Origin of the sequence: Streptococcus sp. M143 (assembly GCF_000162495.1) — a bacterium.
Classification (GTDB): Bacteria; Bacillota; Bacilli; order Lactobacillales; family Streptococcaceae; genus Streptococcus; species Streptococcus dentisani.
The window spans coordinates 335,103-355,144 of the sequence record NZ_GG730093.1 but is presented as its reverse complement, the minus strand read 5'-3'; the positions used below and the strand labels follow the sequence as shown (position 1 = coordinate 355,144).

Genomic DNA, 20,042 nt, shown 5'->3' with positions numbered 1-20,042 from the left:
GAACTCATGTTAGAGAACCCTCTGTCTCTTAGCTAACAAGCCTATCTAAGAGCCTCCCTACATCGTTATCACATTTTAAAAAGGAGAAATTATGAAAACATCCCTTAAACTCTATCTCACTGCCCTAGTGACTAGCTTCTTGCTCCTACTTGGTGCATGTAGTACAACTAAAACTACGAAGCAGACAGAGACAAGTAGCTCTGCTCCAACAGAAGTGACTATTAAAAGTTCACTAGATGAGGTCAAACTTTCAAAGGTTCCTGAAAAGATTGTGACCTTTGACCTCGGTGCTGCGGATACTATTCGCGCTTTAGGTTTTGAAAAGAATATCGTCGGAATGCCTACAAAAACTGTTCCAACCTATCTCAAAAGCCTAGCTGAAAAAGTTAAAAATGTTGGTTCTATGGTTGAGCCAGACCTAGAAGCCATCGCTACTCTTGAACCGGATTTGATCATTGCTTCTCCACGTACCCAAAAATTCGTAGACAAGTTCAAAGAAATCGCGCCAACCGTCCTCTTTGAAACAGGAAAAGAAGACTACTGGACTTCAACTAAAACCAACATCCAATCATTAGCTGCTGCCTTTGGCGAAACTGGTACACAGAAAGCCAAGGAAGAATTAGCTAATCTAGACAAGAGCATCCAAGAAGTCGCAACTAAAAACGAAAGTTCTGACAAAAAAGCCCTTGCTATCCTCCTCAATGAAGGAAAAATGGCTGCCTTTGGTGCCCAATCTCGTTTCTCTTTCTTGTACCAAACCTTGAAATTCAAGCCAACAGACACTCAATTTGAAGACTCTCGCCACGGACAGGAAGTCAGCTTTGAAAGTGTCAAAGAAATCAATCCTGACATCCTCTTTGTCATCAACCGTACCCTTGCCATCGGCGGTGACAACTCAAGCAACGACGGCGTCCTAGAAAATGCCCTCATCGCTGAAACTCCTGCTGCTAAAAATGGTAAAATCATCCAACTAACACCAGACCTCTGGTATCTAAGCGGAGGCGGTCTTGAATCAACTAAACTTATGATTGAAGACGCTCAAAAAGCTTTGAAATAAACAAGAAAACCCAACAGCAAATGATGTTGGGCTTATTTTTCTTCTTGATTTCGTTTGAGGGAAAAGTGGTCTGGCACAGGATCTTTACCTGTTTTCGACCAGGGGTGACAACGGAAAATTCGAGCCAAGCCCATCAAAACACCCTTAAAGCTATGTTTTTCAATAGCCTGGATCATGTAGTTGGAACAAGTCGGCTCAAAACGACAAGAGGGTGGAAAGGCTGGCGAGATAAAACGTTGGTAAAAGCGTACTGGTGCTATTAAGATTCGTTTCATTATTTCTTGGTTACAGCCATAGTGTGTAGTTGGCTGATTTCTTTTTTATTAAGGCGACGGGATTCTCCTGGACGAAGACCTGTCAAGTCTAAGTGTCCAAAACGTGTCCGAGACAACTTATCCACTTGAAGACCGACGGCTTCAAACATCTTTTTAACCTGATGGTTGCGTCCTTCATGGATAGTCAACTGCACTACTGAGCGATTTTTTACTGGATCCACTTTGAGAATCTCATATACAGCTGGCTTGGTTTTCTTGCCATCAATCTCGAGTCCACGGGTCAAGGGACGGAGATTGTCCTTATTAGCCACACCTTTAACACGCGCGACATAGACCTTGTCAATCTCATTACGGGGGTGAATCATCTCGTCTGTAAAATCACCATCATTGGTCAAAATCAAAACACCTGATGTATCCCAGTCCAAACGTCCCACAGGGTAGATGCGTTCTTTGACATTGGGCAAGAGGTCAACAACCGTCTTGCGGCCCTTGTCATCTGTCACACTGGAAATCACTCCACGTGGTTTGTTAAGCAGATAGTAGACCTTTTCTTCGTTGTAGATTGGTTGGCCTTCCACTTCGACCTTGTCGCCTGACTTGATGGTCGTTGCTAGTTCACGCACCACTTGGCCGTTGACCGTCACCAAGCCTTGCTTGATCAACTCTTCTGCTTTTCTCCTACTGGCCACACCTGCGTGGGCAATATATTTATTGATTCTCATCTTCTTCTATCCTTTCACCAAATAATTGGCTTTCTTGGGCTTGAATCTCAAGCTCATCAATCACTGGCAATTCTTCTAAATGGTTTATCCCCATGTAATCTAAGAAATAATCCGTAGTTACATAGAGGTTGGGGCGACCCAACACTTCTTTTTTTCCGTCTTCCTTGATTAGGTCAAAAGCCTGCAACTTTGCCAAGGCCCCACTCGAGTTGACCCCACGGATAGCATCAATTTCTATCCGTGTGATGGGTTGCTTGTAGGCAATGATAGACAAGGTCTCAAGGGCTGCCCGAGACAGACTCTGGTTGATGGGAGCTTTGGAGTATTCCTTTAAAATCGCTGCAAATTGGGGTTTGGTCACCAATCTGTAAGCGCCCCCTGTCTCAATCAGGGACAAGCTCGACTCTTGGTCTTTTTCATACTTTTGGGCTAATTTTTCTAAACTCTGCTGGATGCCTGTCGGGGGAAGCGATAGGAGTTCAGCCAACTGACGGACTCGAATTCCATCTTCACCTGCTACAAACAAGAGCGCTTCTATTTCTGCTAAAGTACTCATCTTTCCTCTCTATCAAGTCTAGCTTTGTGCCTCTTGACTTTCTTCCTTCTTTTCCATGAGATAGATATCTCCGAAACTCTCCTCTTGAACAAGGATCAGTTCTTGGGTTTTGATTAACTCTAGGGTTGCCAAAAAGAGGGTAATGACCTCTTGGACATTCTGGGCTTCCTTGAACAAATCCTGCAAGCGCAACTGGTCTCGTCCAGCCAAGGACTCTTTTACGATGACCATCATATCCTCAATCTTATACTCATCCCGCAAGATGGTCGTGTGATTCTGAGCGAATTCCTCTTTTTTCTTGGCTAGAATATTTGAAAAAGCCAAAAAGAGGTCAATGGTCGTCTTGTCATGCACAAGCTCCGCATCCTCGTAAATCAACTCTGTCGGCGCTTTGGAATAGTACTGGGCCCGATCTCGGTGCTTAGCCTCCAAGTGCTCACCCAAGAGCTTGAACTTGCGGTATTCTTCGATTTGGGAGAGAAGGTCCTGCTCCAGATCATCCTCCAAATCTGTCACTTCTGCTACCTTTGGAAGAAGCTTGCGACTCTTGATCAGCATCAGCTGACTAGCCATGACCATATACTCGCCCGTCACTTCCAGACGCATGACCTGCAAGGTTGAGACATAGGCTAGATACTGTTCGATAACTTCCGTAATGGGCACATCGTAGATATCCATCTGGTACTTAGAAACCAGGTGCAAGAGCAGGTCCAGGGGCCCTTCAAAATCTTTTAATTTAATATCCATTATCTATATTTTTCTAAGGTCAGGACTGTTTTTAATCCTAGTTTTTTTGCAATTTCGTACAAATCGACCTTGTTTTCTATTTGTCTTAGAATGAACTGTTCCCGCAAGGCTTGAGCGGATAAGGCTGGAAAACCTTTCTCCTTGACAAAGGACTCCAGCTGACGAAAGGCCCACTGACGAGAATAGGCTTTCCCTCCCCTTTCAAAGAGATAGGTCTGCCCCATCAAGGGTTCTAGCTCTGGAATCAAGGTCGTGGGTATGGTGACAATCCTCTGTTGGGAAGCCTTGTTAATTCGCAACACCTGAAAATCCAGATTGATATCTGCAACTTTAAGAGCTAAAATCTCGCTTGGCAAGAGTCCTATTTCCAAGATAAGAAGCGCCAGCAAGCGTCCCTCTGGATAATTACTTTCCTGCCAAAAAGACTCTAGGTCTAACAGTTCTGGCTTTTCAGTCTGCTTTTCAGCTTGTTTGGCTAATTCCAGACGGTAAAAGCTGTCCACTTCTCCTTTTTGATAGAGAAAGTAGAGAAATTGATTACAGGCCGAAAGTTTTCGCTTCTGGGCGCTGATTTTTAGATTGGCTAGCTGGGCTTGGTAAATCTTGAGACTGGTCTCAGAGATCCGCTCCCCTACCATATCTAAAAATTGCTCCAGATCATACCTGTAAGACTGCTTTGAATTGGTAGACAAGCCCTGCTTTTTCTCTAAAAAGGCTGAAATCCTATCTCTCATTTGCATCGAATCTCATATTCCTTACTAAAGTCATGTAAGAGAGCATTAACGGCCTTGAGGATGGACTTGCGCGTGATGATTCCTTGGAAAATTCCTTCATCATCTACCACTGGCAAGAAGGGTTCATCCACCAGTTTATGGAGGACTTCAGTGATGTTATAGTCTGGAGCGACGACTGCCACATCTGTCTTGGTCATATTGACGATGTCTGTCGTTGCCATCTGCTCATCCGTCAAACCTTGCTCCATCTGATAAGCCAAAATGTCTCTCAGCCCAATGGTTCCAACAAAGCGTTTGTCAAAGGTCACAACAGGGATACGGGTATAGGTGATTTGGCTCAACACTAAAATCGCATGATCAGCATTATGGGTATCAATCAAGGCTGCTAGATTCTCAGCGGGGGTAAGAAAAGTCTCTTCCTGCTCCAGTAAAAATGCTTCAAATTCCTTGGCAATCATCGAGCAAACTCCTTGGACAAGCCTGGATAAACCTCATGATCACGTGTCAAAAAGTCTACTTTAAAATAGCTGTCATCAATCTCCACACGGGCATAGAGACATTCTCTGATGGTTCCTCGTGGTTGGCTGATGGAGCCTGGATTGAGAAAGAGCGTTTTGCCTTCCATCCAAGCATTTGGTACATGCAAGTGACCGTAGAGACAGATATCGGCATCTTCTTCCTGAGCCCAGTAGTCCAACTTTTGAAAGTTGAAATTGATATCAAACAAGTGTCCATGGGTCTGGATGATTTTGGTCGGACCAAGTCGAGTCACCAAACGTTCTGGATAACCAGCATAAAAGTCCATGTTGCCTTTGACGACATGGATGCCTTCCCAGAGCGGAGAGTCTGGACGGAGTTCAGAGTCACCATCGTGAAAAATGGCATCGACTTTCCCCAGATAGCGATCACGAATTTCTTCCACAATCAAGCTATCGCCATGGGAATCACTCATTACAATGATGGTTTGCTTTGCCATGATGGAAATACCTCCAAAAGTTTCTTAACGGCTAAGGCGCGGTGAGATTGGCTATTTTTTTCTTCAAGGGTTAATTCAGCTGCTGACTTACCTGTCTCTCCCACAAGGAAGAGCGGATCATAACCAAAACCATTCTCCCCCTTGGGTTCAAAGTTAATATAACCTGGCCAGTCAGCTTCAACCACCAAGCTTTCCTTGTTTGGACTAGCTACGACTAGGGTTGTGTGGAATTGAGCCGAACGGTCCTTGAGGTCAAAGACCATGGCCAATTCGTGCAAGAGTTTGGCATTGTTTTCACGGTCAGTTGCTCCCACACCAGCAAAACGGGCTGACCAGACACCTGGCAAGCCACCGAGGACATCTACTTTGAGACCAGAATCATCTGCCAAAACCATCTTGCCTGTTAACTGTGAAATGGTTTCTGCCTTGAGGCGGGCATTTTCTTCAAAGGTCATACCTGTTTCAGCTACTTCAGGCAAATCTGGATAGTCATTGAGATTTTCCACATCGTAGCCTAACTTGTCAAAAATAGCTCGGAATTCCTTGGTCTTGCCCTCGTTACGAGTCGCAATGAGCAGAGTTTCTCTGACCCTGCTAGTTTCAAAGAAGGCTTCTACATCGACTCCTTCTTTAGGCAATTCTACATGCAGGAGTTGCCCATTTTCAACCAAGAGCAGAGCTCGCTGACGTTGGATGACTTCTAGATTGCGACCTGCTTCGGCATTTAAAATCTCAACGATAAAGGAGAGCAGACGAAAGTTAGAAGACCAGCGCATCACCGTTATCGTAATCGGAAAGCCATTTTCCTCATCACGAAAAATCCGCGCCAAATCCATAAAATCAAGCTCGAGAGGATCTTTGATGAGGCTATAGATGCCTCCATAGACATCCCAGACACCAACATACCAGTCCTGGTCGTCCTTGTATTCATAAATTTTGTTTGTCATAATGTTACATGCTCCACATGAATCTCTTTTTCCAGCCATTCTTCACCAATTTGAGCAAAGCTTTGGCTATTAGCTGTTGTGTAAAAACGATGTTGAAGAGGTCCCGCATCTCGGCTACGATTGATTTCAAAATAGTTAAGCAAAACCGAGATATCCCGTACACACTCTGCCCCACTATCGATGAGCTGAACTTTGGGGCCCATGACATTTTGGATGATGGGGCGAAGGAGCGGATAGTGGGTACAACCCAGAATCAGGCTATCCACCTTTCCAACCAAGGGACGCAGGGTTTCATAAACGACTTTCTTGGTTACACTGGTTGACAGGGCACCAGACTCCACCAAAGGGGCAAACTTGGGACAGGCCAAACTCTCCACCTGTAAGTCCGGATCCAGATCATGGATTTTCTGACGATAGATGTCTGATTGGACCGTCATGGGTGTTCCAATGACCCCGATTTTCCCACCTTGACTAGACTTGATGGCTGCCGAAGCTCCTGGCAAAATCACACCTAGGACAGGAATATCTAGTTGGGCCTTGATTTCTTCCCAGACGACCGCAGTCGCAGTATTACAAGCAATGACAATCATCTTGACATCCTTGGTCAAGAGAAAGTTGACCAACTGCCAAGTATATTCACGGATTTGCTCAGCAGGACGGGGACCATAGGGCGCCCGTGCCGAATCTCCAATATAGACGATTTCTTCATGGGGAAGCTGGCGCATGAGCTCACGTACAACGGTCAAGCCCCCGACACCCGAATCCAAAAAACCAATTGGTCGATTATCCATACAGTCTTCTTTCTAGTCTTTTTCTGATTGATAGTTCATCATAATTACTCGTCCTAAATGAACGGATAGACAGCTTGATAGAATGGCAACTGCCTCTCTCTTAATCATAATCAAATATCAATAGAATGCAAGGAAAAAGTCTTATCCTTGAGAACTATTGAACATAGTGAGAAGTCTGGAACTTTCATCCCAGACTTTTCCTTATTTATTTTTTCTTTTTATTGTTAGCGAGGGCTGCTTTTTGTTGGCGGATGATTTGGTGGTAAACTTGTTGTACCTTGGCTTCGCTTGGTTTTTGACCATTTGCACTCAAGAGAGCACGAACTGCCTCAGCGTTCAAACGTGGGTTGTCCGCAAATTCTTTTTCGATTTGCTTACGAACCAAGTACATCCCTCCAAGAGCTCCTCCTAGAAAAGCTAGCACAATCAAGACAATTGCTAAAAGTAAGTCCATTCTTTTTCTCCTGTTTCTTTTTGAGTCCTCTATATTATACCACAAAGTGACTTTTCTGACTAGTTTGTTTTACGCTTTCAGGGAGGAGGGAAACTAATTCTAAGCTAGTCTTACAATCAGAATGAACTATGAAATTACGAATAATTCTCCCCCTTCCTCTCTTTTCTCTACTATTTTAAGAAAAAGCAATATCAAATATGTTTTTCACCAAAAACCTCTTGACAAATGCTAGATGACCAGTAGAATGGGAGGTGAGGAGATAAATAGAAACAAATTAAACGAAACTGCTTCATGTAATGTAAGCGATTTCAGATAAACAAAGGAGAGTTTTATGAAAAAACACTTTTGGGAGAAATCCTGTCGCTATAGCATCCGCAAGCTGACGGTTGGGACTGCTTCTGTTTTACTGGGAGCTGTTTTTCTAGTCAACCACACTGTAGCCGCAGACAGTGTTGAGGTTAAGCAAACTGAACCAACCTCTGTCGAAGCTATCACTAAGCCTGATAGCGAACCCAAAGCAGCTGAAGCTACTGAAACTACAAATACGTCTCTAGCCGAGAGTCCAGTAGTTTCCGGAAGCAAGCCAGCTAACGAGACTCAGACGACAAATAGTCAAGCTAGTGAAGAAGCCATTGTAGAAGCTAAAGAAAATAAGGAACCTGAAAAAGCAGATCAGCCAGTGACAAAGCAAGAAAACTATCAACTCAACTACGATCAGCCAACAGCTCCCTCCTATGATGGATGGGAAAAACAAGCCCTTCCTGTCGGAAATGGAGAAATGGGAGCCAAGGTATTTGGCCTAATTGGCGAAGAAAGAATCCAGTATAACGAAAAAACCCTCTGGTCAGGAGGTCCTCAACCTGATAGCACCGATTATAACGGAGGGAACTATCAGGAGCGCTACAAGGTCTTGGCGGAGATTCGTAAAGCCCTCGAAGTTGGAGACCGCCAAAAAGCAAAACAGCTAGCTGAACAAAATCTAGTTGGACCAAACAACGCCCAGTATGGACGTTACCTTGCCTTTGGTGATATCTTCATGGTCTTCAATAACCAGAAAAAAGGACTAGATACTGTAACAGATTATCATCGTGGTTTGGATATCACAGAAGCCACAACTACAACTTCTTACACCCAAGATGGGACCACCTTCAAACGCGAAACTTTCTCCAGCTATCCTGATGATGTCACTGTGACCCACTTGACCAAAAAAGGAAACAAGACACTTGACTTTACCCTTTGGAACAGTTTGACAGAAGACTTGCTTGCTAATGGCAACTACTCTTGGGAATATTCCAACTATAAGAACGGACATGTTACTACAGATGAAAATGGAATCCTTCTAAAAGGAACTGTCAAAGATAACGGCCTCAAATTTGCATCCTACCTAGGAATTAAAACGGACGGAAAGGTGACTGTTCAGGATGAGACTCTGACCGTTACAGGCGCAAGTTATGCGACCCTCTATCTCAGCGCCAAGACTAACTTTGCTCAAAATCCTAAAACCAACTATCGAAAAGACATTGACCTCGAAAAAACAGTTAAAGGGATTGTCGAAGCAGCTAAGGCCAAAGACTACGAGACACTTAAAAAGGCCCATATCAAGGACTATCAAAGTCTCTTTAACCGCGTTAAACTAAATCTAGGCGGAAACAAGACTGATCAAACGACTAAAGAGGCCCTTCAAGGCTATAACCCAGATAAAGGGCAAAAATTGGAAGAACTCTTCTTCCAATACGGACGTTATTTATTGATTAGTTCATCTCGTGATCGGACAGATGCCCTTCCTGCCAACCTACAAGGAGTCTGGAATGCTGTAGACAATCCACCTTGGAACGCTGACTACCACCTCAATGTCAACTTGCAAATGAACTATTGGCCAGCTTATATGAGCAACCTTGCTGAAACAGCCAAGCCAATGATCAATTACATTGACGACATGCGCTATTATGGCCGCGTCGCTGCCAAGGAATATGCAGGTATCGAATCCAAAGACGGACAAGAAAATGGTTGGCTGGTCCACACCCAGGCGACACCATTTGGCTGGACTACTCCAGGTTGGAATTACTATTGGGGTTGGTCTCCAGCTGCTAATGCCTGGATGATGCAGAACGTCTATGACTATTATAAATTCACCAAGGATGAGACCTATCTCAAAGAAAAGATTTATCCAATGCTCAAGGAAACCGCTAAGTTCTGGAACTCCTTCTTGCACTATGACCAGGCCAGTGACCGTTGGGTATCTTCTCCATCCTACTCACCTGAACACGGGACCATTACCATCGGAAATACCTTTGACCAGTCGCTAGTCTGGCAGCTATTCCACGACTACATGGAAGTCGCCAACCATCTGAATGTCGACCAAGACTTAGTCACAGAGGTCAAGGCTAAATTTGACAAACTCAAACCACTTCACATCAATAAAGAGGGGCGCATCAAGGAATGGTACGAGGAGGACAGCCCCCAATTCACAAATGAAGGGATTGAAAATCATCACCGTCACGTTTCCCATCTAGTTGGTCTCTTCCCAGGTACGCTCTTTAGCAAGGACCAGGCTGAATACCTAGAGGCTGCTCGTGCTACTTTAAACCACCGTGGAGATGGTGGTACAGGTTGGTCTAAGGCCAATAAAATCAACCTCTGGGCTCGTCTGCTGGACGGTAACCGTGCTCATCGCTTGCTCGCTGAACAGCTCAAGTATTCAACCCTAGAAAACCTTTGGGATACCCACGCGCCTTTCCAAATCGATGGCAACTTCGGAGCAACCAGTGGAATGGCAGAAATGCTTCTCCAATCACACACTGGCTATATTGCGCCATTGCCTGCCCTTCCTGATGCTTGGAAAGACGGTCAGGTTTCTGGCTTGGTTGCTCGAGGAAACTTTGAAGTCAGCATGAAGTGGAAAGATAAAAACTTGCAAAGCTTGTCCTTCCTTTCAAATGTCGGTGGAGACCTAGTTGTAGACTATCCAAATATCGAATCCAGTCAGATCAAGGTCAATGGCAAACCAGTCAAGGCAACGATCCTTAAAGATAATCGTATCCAGCTTGCAACACAAAAAGGTGATGTCATTACCTTTGAACACTTCTCTGGTCGTGTAACCAGTCTAACAGCAGTTCGACAAAATGGTGTCACTGCCGAACTCACCTTTAACCAAGTAGAAGGCGCTACCCACTATGTCATCCAAAGACAAGTGAAAGACGAAACTGGCCAAACCTCTGCGACCAGAGAATTTGTAACCAATCAAACCCACTTTATTGACCGATCACTCAATCCTCAACATGCCTACACCTATACTGTCAAGGCTATGCTGGGCGAGCTTGCCACACAAGTTTCTGAACAGGCCACTGTCGAAACCTATAGCGAGTTGATGGACGACCGAGACGGCCGTATCCAGTACGGAGCTGCCTTTGGAAACTGGGCAGACTCAGAATTATTTGGAGGAACAGAGAAATTTGCTGACCTTTCAAAAGGAGACTACACAGACGAAGACATCACTGCCACCATTCCTTTCACTGGCGTTGGTATCGAAATCTATGGACTGAAATCGTCTGAACTAGGTCTTGCCACTGCTAAAATTGATGGCAAAGAAGTCAACGAACTTGACTTCCATACTGCTGGAGCAACTGAAAAAGGCAGTCTCATCGGTCGCTTCACAGGATTGTCTGACGGACCTCACACATTGACTCTTCGTGTTAAACGTGAGCACAAAGGGCGTGGTAGTGAGCGCTCGAAAATTTCATTAGATTATTTCAAAATCCTAGCAGGAACGGGCAATACGATTGAAAAAATGGATGATCGTGATTCGCGTATCCAGTATGGTTCCCAGTTTAAGGACTGGTCTGACCCTGAACTCTACGAAGGCACGGAAAAATACGCTGACATCAACAACAGCGACCCAAGTACTGCTTCAGAAGCTCAGGCAACCATTTCCTTTACAGGGACAGGTATTCGTATCTTTGGCTTGAAGAGCCTTGCCCTTGGACGAGCACGTGTTACACTAGATGGCAAAGAAATGACAAGTCTAGACTTCTACACTTCAGGTGCAACCGAAAAGAGGGCCTTTATTGGCGAATTTACAAATCTTACTGACGGTCCGCACACCCTGACATTACAAGTTGCCCCAGATTCGCCAGAAGGTCGCAAGAAAATCTCTCTAGACTCCTTTGATATCATCAAAGCCCCTGCTGTTGGTATAGATAGCCCGAGCATCGCGCCTCTTAAGGAAAATGACAAAACCATTTCCTTAACTCTACCAGCTGGGGAATGGGAAGCCATCGCTGTGACCTTCCCGGGTGTCAAAGATCCTCTAGTCTTACGCAAGGTGAATGAAACGCATCTGGTTACAAGTAGAGATCAGACTATCCTATCAGTCCAAGACAATCAAGTTCAAATCCCAATCCCTGACGAAACCAATCGCAAAGCTGGAAATGCCATTGAAGCTTATACCATCCAAGGAAATACCACAAGCAGCCCTATCGTAGCCGTCTTTACTAAAAAGGATGAAAAGAAAGTTGATGAGAAGCAACCAACTACAAGCAAGGGAGAGGAACCAGCTCCTACTGTTGAAAAAACTGAGCACACTGATCCTATCGGGACTGCAGGGCAAGAAGTGCCACCTATTGTTGAAAAACCTGAATACACCGAACCCATCGGAACGGCGGGGCAAGAGGAAGCGCCTACTGTTGAAATTCCTGAATACACTGGGCCTGTCGGGACTGCAGGGCAAGAAGTACCGCCCACTGTAGAAAAGCCTGAATACACCCAACCTATCGGAACGGCGGAGCAAGAGGAGGCCCCTACTGTTGAAAAACCTGAATACACCGAACCTATTGGAACCGCAGGTCAAGAAGATCCGCCTACTGTTGAAAAGCCTGAATACACCCAACCTATCGGGACTGTTGGGCAAGAGGAAGCCCCTACTGTTGAAAAACCTGAGTACACTGGCGCTATCGAAACTAGTGGAGATCAGGCTACTCCAACCCTCACCCGACCTGAGTATCAGTTGCGCACCTTGAAAGATAAAAAGACAGGAGTCGAAATCATTGGTGGAGTCACTGACTTAGAAGGAATTTCTCACATTTCTAGCCGACGTGTCCTAGCTCAGGAACTCTTTGGCAAGACCTATGATGCTTACGACCTACAATTGAAAAATCCAACAGATCATAGCTTGCAGCCAAAAGGCTCTGTCTTGGTTCGATTGCCTATTTCAGCTAGCGTGGAAAAGGTCTACTATATTACTCCGACCAAGGAGTTGCAAGCCCTTGATTTCGACGTTCGAGAAGGAAAGGCAGAATTCATCACTAGTCATTTCAGTACCTATGCTGTCGTCTATCAAGCTGCTGGAACAATCCCTAGTACAGATGAAAAACCAAGTTCTTCAGATGCAGAAACCTTGGCACACGAGGCTGAACAACTTTCAGCTAGCCCTAGCCCTGCTAAAGCTGGAAATCATTCTCCTAAAGAACAACTTCCAGCAACAGGGGAAGCATCCAACCCACTACTCTTCTTAGCAGGCCTTAGCCTAGCCCTTACAGCTACTTTTATGCTCAAAGGAAGAAAGGATGAATCCAACTAACTTTTAACATCACAAAAACAGGATGAAGTTGTTCTTCATCCTGTTTTATTTTTTAATCAAAGGTCATTTTTACAGCAGGTATAAAAAGGCTAGGGTCAAGAGACTTGCTAGAAGTCCAACTCCCCAAAAGAAGAAGTCAACCTTCCACTCGCTCCAAGGATTGCCCTTGCCTGAGAAGCCTCCAAGCTCAAAATGATGATGCACAGGTGTCATACGGAAAATACGCTTCCCGCCACTAAGTTTGAAGTAGGTAACCTGCATCATAACAGAGCTTGTCTCAAAGACATAGATAATCCCAATCAACAAAAGGGTCCATTCTTGGTGGAGGGCCATAGAAATAGCTGCCAACATCCCACCAAGAGCCAAACTTCCCACATCTCCCATGAAAACCTTGGCAGGCTTGTGATTAAAGACGAAGAAGCCTAGCAAACCACCAATCATGGCAAGAATCACAAGAAGGATATCCAGTTGATTTTGCATATAAGCAATCACACCGTAGGCCGATAAGCTAACCACTACGGAAATACTTGCTAAGCCGTCGATCCCGTCAGTCAGATTCACCGCATTTGAAAAGCCAACTAGCCAGAAAAGAGCAAAGAAAATATAGAAAATACCCAGGTGCACTTGGTAGCCAAAGACTGAAAGCATGTCGCCACCACGCTCATAAAAGAGGTAGAAAATCACTCCTCCAAGGAGCTGGAGAGCAAGTTTTTGCTTGGGATTTAAGCCTTCGTTAATCTTACGAAAGACCTTGAGGAAATCATCCAAAAATCCTACCAAACCATACAAAACCAAGATAAACAAAATCATGCCTACATTGTTGGTCAATTGTTGGGTAAAGAGAGCGACAAGGAAGCTCACAACAACTGCAACAATAAGGAAGACAAGACCTCCCATGGTTGGAGTTCCAGCTTTAGCTTGGTGTTGTTTGACATCCTCGTGCATCTGCTGACCCGTAATCTGTGCTTTTCGATAAAATCGGATAAAGGCTGGAATACCTATCAAGGTCAATAGAAAAGCCAGAATTCCAGCACTAATGGAACTAATCATCTTAATCTCCTAAAGTTATTTTCATTTTTTTAATGTCTTTGAGGGCTGTGTTAGCACGGACACTTTGTTTCTTGACCGTTTTGCCACTACCTTCCCACTCGACTTCTATATTCAGCCATTTGGCAAATGTTTGCACATTTTCATCTGTCCAGCCGTACATATCAGGCATTTCTTCGACCTTATCTGACAGAATCAAGATCTGCTGATTGGCTTCCAAATTATCTCCTTCAGAAACCGAGAGATTCTTGATCTTGGTTCCTGTTCCGATAACGATTGGTTGGACAAGGTTACGACGCAATTCCTCTGCTAGGTCGCCCGGCGTAAAGTCCTTGGTAGCTGGCATGGCATAGCTTGTCGTCTTGCTGACCTGATCCAAGCTCTTGGCAGTTGACTGAAGATTGAGGGATTCTTTCATAGCAGAAGCTCGCTCAAGGATTGGATTAGCAAACTCTCCCAGCTGAACACCCGAATAATGCTCCGGCTGTTGCACCGTCACATAGAGGATAAAGTCAGGATTTTCTGCAGGATGCATCGACACAACAGAGAAGATATAGTTGGTTTCACCTGTTAGGTAGCCACCATTCTTCTCATCGGCAATCTGAGCAGTTCCTGATTTTAGGGCAACATTCTGACCTGGGACATTGACAGTTGGCTTTCCAGTACTGTGGTTGTACATGGTACCATAGACAGGATCTGTTCCGACCATGACCATGTGCTCCCGAGTAGAGGACGCTGCTGCTTTTGACACAGGATTTCCGACAATTTCCTTTTGAGACTTACGAACAGACTGGTCATTTGGATCATAGAGGGCACTGATAAATTTCGGCTCCAACATAACCCCATCATTAGCAATAGCTGTAAAGGCACGAAGCATCTGGGTCTGGGTAACAGAAATCCCTTGTCCAAATGAACTCATGGCGATATTGACAATGTTATCCGCAGGTAATTGACCTGTGTACTCATCTGCCAGACCAAAACGGGTCGGCACCCCAAACTTAAAGCGGTTAAGATAGTCCAGCCATGTCGCATCGCCCATCTTTTGCTCGAGCAAGGTCATCCCAATATTACTTGAGTGGGCAAAACCTTGAGAGAAGGTCATGGTGCCACCACTAGTCAATCCTTCATTGACATCCCAGTCTCGAATGGTCGCATCTGCTATTTTCAATTCACTACTGTTAAAGTATTCGCCACCAGGGAAGGTGTTGTTATCAATAGCCGAGGCCAACATCATCACCTTCATAGTTGATCCTGGCTCATAGTTACTTTGGTAGAGGATATCACGCCAGACAAAGTCTTTTGTGATGCCATCCTTGGTATCGGCATTGAAGGTCGGCCGTTGAGTCGTAGCCAGAATTTCCCCTGTCTTAGCGCTGACCAAGGTAGCCGTCATATACTTGCCCTTTACCTTTTCCTGAAAGGCATCCATCTGGGTTTCCATAAAGGACTGCAAGGGACTAGAAAGGGTTGTGTACACATCCTTTCCATCTACTGTTTGTTGGGAAGCCTGCTCCGTACCCGGAACAATATTTCCCAGACGATCCTTCTCATAGGTGATGATCCCATCTGTACCCGCCAGAATGCTATTTAAAGAACTCTCCAAACCAGATGTCCCAATCAAACGTTTGGTGCCATCCTCATTTTCATGGAGTTGCGCTAAACCGATAAAGGATGAAGCAAACTGTCCATTGGGATAATTACGGTTAGGGCTTGTTGTAAAGTCAACTCCCTCAATGCCAGCAGTTTTTAGGTCATTTTTAATAGCCATCATATTGGCATAGGTGATCCCATTTCCCTTGGTACCAAAGGATACCTGTTTCAGATCTCGTTGAGAAAGCTGTTCTTTGACATAGGACTCCTCCATATCCAGATACTTATGGAAAATTTCAGCTACCTTATTAAATTGAGAATCCTCTACATAGAGAATTTTGCCTGTTGCTGACTTGTAGGTCTTGTCAATAACGGCATAAATATTGTAAGAAGTCGCATCTTCTGCAATAGGCGTTCCATTACGATCGTAGATGGTTCCCCGTTTTGCAGGAATCGTCTTGGTTGTTTGGTGAACCTTTTTAGCCTCTTTGACCAAGTCCTTGCCAAATTTGCTACCCGTTCCGATAATGACCGCAAAGTTGACCAAAAAGACAGCGAAGAGTATGACAGCCAATAAACTCAGGCTTTTTCCTACTCTTCTGCGGTTTTCTTCTGGAGATTTGCGATTACGAACGGCATAACGGATGATTTTTTCTTTCCACTGTTTCATTTCTTACTCCGCTGCTCGGATATTTTCGTTATTCAGCTGCAAATCCTTAGAGTTTGCAATCTCTTTCAAACGTTCTGAACGAATTAATTCATTGACCTCTTGCTTGGCATCGTCTAGCTCGGTTTTCTTTTCTTCGATTTGAGCATTGACCTTAGTCAATTCATTCTGAACTTGTAATAGCTTGGTCTGCATAAACACAACGCTAATTGCCAGGATAATCATTGTTGCAGCAATCGAAACATAGAAGGCCTTTTCCACACGTGAAAAACCCTTAAACTTCGTTTGCAATAACTGGCTTGTTTTTTCGATTCTTTCTGCCATGTTTTTCCTCTTACTTGTGAATTTTTCTGGCCACGCGCAACTTGGCTGAATGCGAACGGTTGTTGGCTTCTAGCTCTTCTGCACTTGGCAAGATTGGCTTACGGGATACCAATTCCATCTTAGGCTTAAGATCATCTGGGATGAAAGGCAAACCTTTGGGAACTTCCACTGTTGAAGCTTCCTTAAACAACTGCTTTGTCAAGCGGTCTTCCAAGGAATGGAAAGTAATGACTGAGATTCTACCATCCAGAGCCAGCATGTCCATGGCCTGCTGGATAGATTCATCTGCCGCCCCTAGCTCATCATTGACTTCGATTCGAATGGCCTGGAAAATCTGCTTGGCAGGGTGCCCCTTTTTCTTGAGTTCCTTGGCAGGCTTGGCAGACTTGATAATCTCTGCCAACTCAGTCGTTGTCTCGATTGGTTTCACCTCACGCGCTTGCTCAATCTTGCGGGCAATCTGTTTAGAAAACTTATCCTCACCATACTTGAAAAAGATCCGAACCAAGTCATGATAGTCATAATGATTAACCACCTCATAGGCTGTCAGACTAGCTCCCTGATTCATCCGCATATCCAGTGGCGCATCCTTTTTATAAGAAAAACCACGCTCACGCTGATCCAATTGAGGACTGGACACTCCCAAGTCATAACAAATTCCATCAATTTCTTGGACACCAGCATCCTGCAAACGTGCCTGCAAATGACGGAAGTTATCCTTGATAAAGGTTACCATCCCCTTTTCGATATAGGGTGCCAAACGTTTTTGCGCATTGTCAATGGCATTCTGGTCCTGGTCAAAGGCATAGAGATGCCCTTTTTCACTTAATTTACTTAATAAATATTCGCTATGGCCCGCTCCACCCAAAGTCGCATCAACGTAGATACCGTCAGGCTTTACGTCGAGCATATCTATCGTTTCATGAAGCAAGACCGTTACATGATGAAATTCTTTTGTCATATCTTATCTATTTTACCACAAATCTGACCAGCTTGCACTTGTCAGATAAATAGGTCAAAAAAAGTAAGATTTCTTTAAGAAATATGTCAAATATGCTTGACATCTATTTCATAGAAGAATATAATGTAGTCAAATATATACGACACAAAGCAGAAAGGAGAATAGATGAATCGTGTGAAAGAATTTCGCAAGGAACTGGGTATTTCCCAGCTTGAGCTAGCCAAGGATATCGGTGTCTCGAGACAGACCATCAACATGATTGAAAATGACAAGTACAATCCAACTCTGGAACTCTGTCTCAATCTCGCCCGCAGCCTCCAAACTGACCTCAACAGTCTTTTTTGGGAGGATAATTTTTAAAAAAGGAGCAAACTCATGAAAAAAGAAACCTTCACTGAAAAACTGATCAAACGCATTTATGGCATTTCAGGACCACTTGATGAACACAAACGACGCGAAGCTGACCGCATCGGAAATAAAATCTTTGTGATTCTCTTTTACCTCATGACTTTAGGTAATCTTATTCCCTTTGTCCTCGCTTATAAATATCCGCAAATTGTCGCTATCGGCTATCCTCTTGTGGTATTCGGCATTTCGATGATTTCTGCTCTCTATGTGGTCTCCCAAACCAGAAAAACAGGCATCACAGCCATTGATCTAGATATGTTGAGCCAAAAAGAAAGCAAGCAACTACATTTACCTGGTCTGAAAGCAGGTCTGTTCTTTGGCATAGCGATATTTTTTATAATGCCACTCATCGATACTCTAACAAGTGAAAATCCCAATTTCATCAGTTCTCTTCTGAATTCAAAACATATTTTAAAAACTATACTGGGAGCGTTCTTTTTTGGACTGATTATACAAATTATCATCTCCCGTCGCATTGAAAAAGCCAAGAAAGAGCAAGAAGACGACTAGGAGGTGCCTTATGAAATCACTAGCGAGACTGCTGATCAGTCATGTTTTTATCAGTATCTTTATTACCTTTTTCCTACTTTCTGGACATATTGAGCATCCTTTCTTGATTATCTTTCTTTTATTCCTTCCTGTATTGAACAAGGGACAGAGATTCCAGAAAATCCAATCAAAAAAAATACGTCTTCTAAACGCATCTCTCTGTTTTATCCTCGTATCCTTTCCACAACTTTTAACAAATCCTATGGATTGGAGATATCTGGTATTTCTAATAATCTGTATCATTTTTAGTTTGGTTTACTTCTATACTCTCTGTCAACTCTTTAAAGAAGTCAATCAAAAATCGGTCATTTAGGAGAACACTCCCATGAAAAAAGAAGATTTCACCACTCGCTTACTCAAACTATTCTTTCACATACAAGGGCCATTTGATGAATGCCGTCAAGAGATGATTTACAAGGCTTGTGCCCGTGCCTTGATCCAAATCGTTTACTCCTCCCTCCTACTCTTCTTGTTCTATCTCCTATTTGGACGCTTCATAGAGTTGGTTCGAGATGCCATGCCCTACCTCTATTTTGGACTTATCTTCGTCCTCTCATCTAGGGCGAGACTAGCAGTTCGCGACTTACATTTGGACAAGGATGACCAGTCCGAAATTCATCACAAAAGCCACAGCAAAAGCCAGATCAAAGTTCGTAGTTGGAGTGTATTCATCAGCATTCCAATTGGCTTGTTTGTCTTATCAGCCTTTCACAAACTCTTTGTTCAGCATCTTCCCTTCGATACCTTTTGGGACAACCTCTTCCACTTCGATAAAATGCTCCCTTTACTAGTCTTGGGTTTGGGAATTGGAGCCATCTTTGGAACCATGACCTACGCCTTTTTATCAGAACACGAGGTAAAACACTCTGAACCAGTAACGCATAAGGAAAATATAGAAAAATGACCAGTATATATGATTTTTCCGTTTTAAACCAAAGCAACCAAGCAACTTCCCTAGAGAGTTATCGTGGTAACGTTCTCTTGATTGTCAACACTGCTACTGGATGTGGTTTAACGCCCCAGTACCAGGGACTTCAAGAACTCTATGAACGCTATCAAGATCAGGGTTTTGAAATCTTGGATTTCCCTTGCAATCAATTTATGGGACAAGCACCCGGCAGCGCAGAGGAAATCAATAGCTTCTGCAGCCTACACTATCAGACTACTTTCCCTCGATTTGCCAAGGTCAAGGTCAACGGCAAGGAAGCAGATCCTCTCTATGTTTGGTTGAAAGACCAAAAAGCTGGTCCGCTAGAAAAACGAATCGAATGGAATTTTGCTAAGTTTCTCATTGGCCGAGATGGGCAAGTCCTTGAGCGCTTCTCTTCCAAAACAGACCCCAAAACCATCCAAGAGTTTCTCCAAAAAATACTCTAATTTCTTTTTAAAATGTATCCTTTCATTTAGTTTGAGCCTTGAAAGGATGCGTTTTTTCTTTAAAAAGTAACTTATTTTCTTTAATTTATATTTATTTTTTTCTTTTTTGCTATTGCAATTCTTTTATTAATTTAGTATATTTGTTATATTAAAAGTTTCCAGTCATTTTAAGGGAGAAATGACCTTTTAAATTTTTTTATCTTAAAATGAAAGCGCTTTATGCACAGGAGGTAAGGTGGCTTACAAATTATCAAAGAGTTTTTATCCTTAAATCAAGTTGTAACC

At 43.8% G+C, this 20,042-nt stretch carries 21 protein-coding genes; 7 read left to right on the top strand and 14 right to left on the bottom strand.

The window, feature by feature from the left end; all coding sequences use genetic code 11:
* Positions 1-91 precede the first annotated feature (91 nt).
* Positions 92-1,057 (top strand): siderophore ABC transporter substrate-binding protein, encoded by a 966-nt coding sequence (locus HMPREF0850_RS05950; protein WP_000858293.1) that lies wholly within the window; start codon positions 92-94, stop codon positions 1,055-1,057.
* Between the two features lie 32 nt (positions 1,058-1,089).
* Here HMPREF0850_RS05950 and yidD read toward each other — a convergent pair whose 3' ends face one another.
* From yidD to HMPREF0850_RS05900, 10 genes are all read right to left on the bottom strand, one after another.
* On the bottom strand, positions 1,090-1,332 hold the full coding sequence (gene yidD / locus HMPREF0850_RS05945; RefSeq protein ID WP_000821634.1) for a membrane protein insertion efficiency factor YidD: 243 nt from the start codon (positions 1,330-1,332) through the stop codon (positions 1,090-1,092).
* Positions 1,332-2,054: a pseudouridine synthase gene (locus tag HMPREF0850_RS05940; protein WP_001222228.1), complete on the bottom strand. Its 723-nt coding sequence runs from the start codon at positions 2,052-2,054 to the stop codon at positions 1,332-1,334. Before HMPREF0850_RS05940 ends, yidD begins: the two co-directional genes overlap by 1 nt.
* Positions 2,041-2,610 carry an SMC-Scp complex subunit ScpB gene (gene scpB, locus HMPREF0850_RS05935; RefSeq protein WP_000105287.1) on the bottom strand — a complete coding sequence of 190 codons (570 nt, stop codon included), beginning with the start codon at positions 2,608-2,610 and terminating at the stop codon, positions 2,041-2,043. Before scpB ends, HMPREF0850_RS05940 begins: the two co-directional genes overlap by 14 nt.
* Positions 2,611-2,628: 18 nt before the next feature.
* Positions 2,629-3,357 (bottom strand): segregation/condensation protein A, encoded by a 729-nt coding sequence (locus tag HMPREF0850_RS05930; protein WP_000351918.1) that lies wholly within the window; start codon positions 3,355-3,357, stop codon positions 2,629-2,631.
* Complete coding sequence (gene xerD, locus HMPREF0850_RS05925; RefSeq protein ID WP_282185519.1) at positions 3,357-4,091, bottom strand: site-specific tyrosine recombinase XerD; 735 nt, start codon at positions 4,089-4,091, stop codon at positions 3,357-3,359. The genes HMPREF0850_RS05930 and xerD overlap by 1 nt, the downstream gene beginning before the upstream one ends.
* Entirely contained in the window at positions 4,088-4,549 is a 462-nt protein-coding gene (cbpB, locus tag HMPREF0850_RS05920; protein WP_000560696.1) for a cyclic-di-AMP-binding protein CbpB, read from the bottom strand. The genes xerD and cbpB overlap by 4 nt, the downstream gene beginning before the upstream one ends.
* Positions 4,546-5,067, bottom strand: coding sequence for a metallophosphoesterase (locus HMPREF0850_RS05915; protein WP_001118945.1), 522 nt, complete (start codon positions 5,065-5,067; stop codon positions 4,546-4,548). Before HMPREF0850_RS05915 ends, cbpB begins: the two co-directional genes overlap by 4 nt.
* Positions 5,043-6,014, bottom strand: a complete 972-nt coding sequence (locus HMPREF0850_RS05910) for a nucleoside-triphosphate diphosphatase (RefSeq protein WP_000182435.1) — start codon at positions 6,012-6,014, stop codon at positions 5,043-5,045. The genes HMPREF0850_RS05915 and HMPREF0850_RS05910 overlap by 25 nt, the downstream gene beginning before the upstream one ends.
* Positions 6,011-6,805, bottom strand: a complete 795-nt coding sequence (racE, locus tag HMPREF0850_RS05905; protein WP_000370380.1) for a glutamate racemase — start codon at positions 6,803-6,805, stop codon at positions 6,011-6,013. The genes HMPREF0850_RS05910 and racE overlap by 4 nt, the downstream gene beginning before the upstream one ends.
* Before the next feature lie 205 nt (positions 6,806-7,010).
* Positions 7,011-7,259 (bottom strand): YneF family protein, encoded by a 249-nt coding sequence (locus tag HMPREF0850_RS05900; protein ID WP_000364987.1) that lies wholly within the window; start codon positions 7,257-7,259, stop codon positions 7,011-7,013.
* Between the two features lie 331 nt (positions 7,260-7,590).
* Between HMPREF0850_RS05900 and HMPREF0850_RS12730 the strand changes: the two genes are divergently transcribed.
* Positions 7,591-12,834, top strand: a complete 5,244-nt coding sequence (locus tag HMPREF0850_RS12730; RefSeq protein ID WP_000716127.1) for an SIALI-17 repeat-containing surface protein — start codon at positions 7,591-7,593, stop codon at positions 12,832-12,834.
* A 69-nt stretch (positions 12,835-12,903) separates the two neighbouring features.
* Here HMPREF0850_RS12730 and mraY read toward each other — a convergent pair whose 3' ends face one another.
* The 4 genes from mraY to rsmH are packed head-to-tail and all read right to left on the bottom strand — an operon-like array spanning position 12,904 to position 17,423.
* Positions 12,904-13,884: a phospho-N-acetylmuramoyl-pentapeptide-transferase gene (mraY, locus tag HMPREF0850_RS05895; protein WP_000625786.1), complete on the bottom strand. Its 981-nt coding sequence runs from the start codon at positions 13,882-13,884 to the stop codon at positions 12,904-12,906.
* 1 nt (position 13,885) lies between these two features.
* A complete protein-coding gene (gene pbp2x, locus HMPREF0850_RS05890) occupies positions 13,886-16,141 on the bottom strand; it encodes a penicillin-binding protein PBP2X (RefSeq protein WP_000816045.1) in 2,256 nt (751 codons plus the stop codon).
* 3 nt (positions 16,142-16,144) lie between these two features.
* Positions 16,145-16,462 (bottom strand): cell division protein FtsL, encoded by a 318-nt coding sequence (gene ftsL, locus HMPREF0850_RS05885; RefSeq protein WP_000840795.1) that lies wholly within the window; start codon positions 16,460-16,462, stop codon positions 16,145-16,147.
* Positions 16,463-16,472: 10 nt separating this feature from the next.
* On the bottom strand, positions 16,473-17,423 hold the full coding sequence (gene rsmH / locus HMPREF0850_RS05880; protein WP_000159384.1) for a 16S rRNA (cytosine(1402)-N(4))-methyltransferase RsmH: 951 nt from the start codon (positions 17,421-17,423) through the stop codon (positions 16,473-16,475).
* Positions 17,424-17,588: 165 nt separating this feature from the next.
* Here rsmH and HMPREF0850_RS05875 point away from each other — a divergent pair, with 165 nt between their 5' ends.
* Genes HMPREF0850_RS05875 through HMPREF0850_RS05855 form a run of 5 tightly spaced genes read left to right on the top strand, consistent with a single transcriptional unit; the run spans position 17,589 to position 19,757 of the window.
* Positions 17,589-17,783: a helix-turn-helix transcriptional regulator gene (locus tag HMPREF0850_RS05875; protein ID WP_001082471.1), complete on the top strand. Its 195-nt coding sequence runs from the start codon at positions 17,589-17,591 to the stop codon at positions 17,781-17,783.
* A gap of 15 nt (positions 17,784-17,798) precedes the next feature.
* Complete coding sequence (locus HMPREF0850_RS12725; RefSeq protein ID WP_000712329.1) at positions 17,799-18,341, top strand: DUF3278 domain-containing protein; 543 nt, start codon at positions 17,799-17,801, stop codon at positions 18,339-18,341.
* Positions 18,342-18,351: 10 nt separating this feature from the next.
* Complete coding sequence (locus HMPREF0850_RS13090; RefSeq protein WP_000838124.1) at positions 18,352-18,693, top strand: hypothetical protein; 342 nt, start codon at positions 18,352-18,354, stop codon at positions 18,691-18,693.
* Positions 18,694-18,705: 12 nt separating this feature from the next.
* Entirely contained in the window at positions 18,706-19,284 is a 579-nt protein-coding gene (locus tag HMPREF0850_RS05860; RefSeq protein WP_000711216.1) for a DUF3278 domain-containing protein, read from the top strand.
* On the top strand, positions 19,281-19,757 hold the full coding sequence (locus tag HMPREF0850_RS05855; RefSeq protein WP_000200912.1) for a glutathione peroxidase: 477 nt from the start codon (positions 19,281-19,283) through the stop codon (positions 19,755-19,757). The genes HMPREF0850_RS05860 and HMPREF0850_RS05855 overlap by 4 nt, the downstream gene beginning before the upstream one ends.
* Positions 19,758-20,042: the final 285 nt, after the last annotated feature.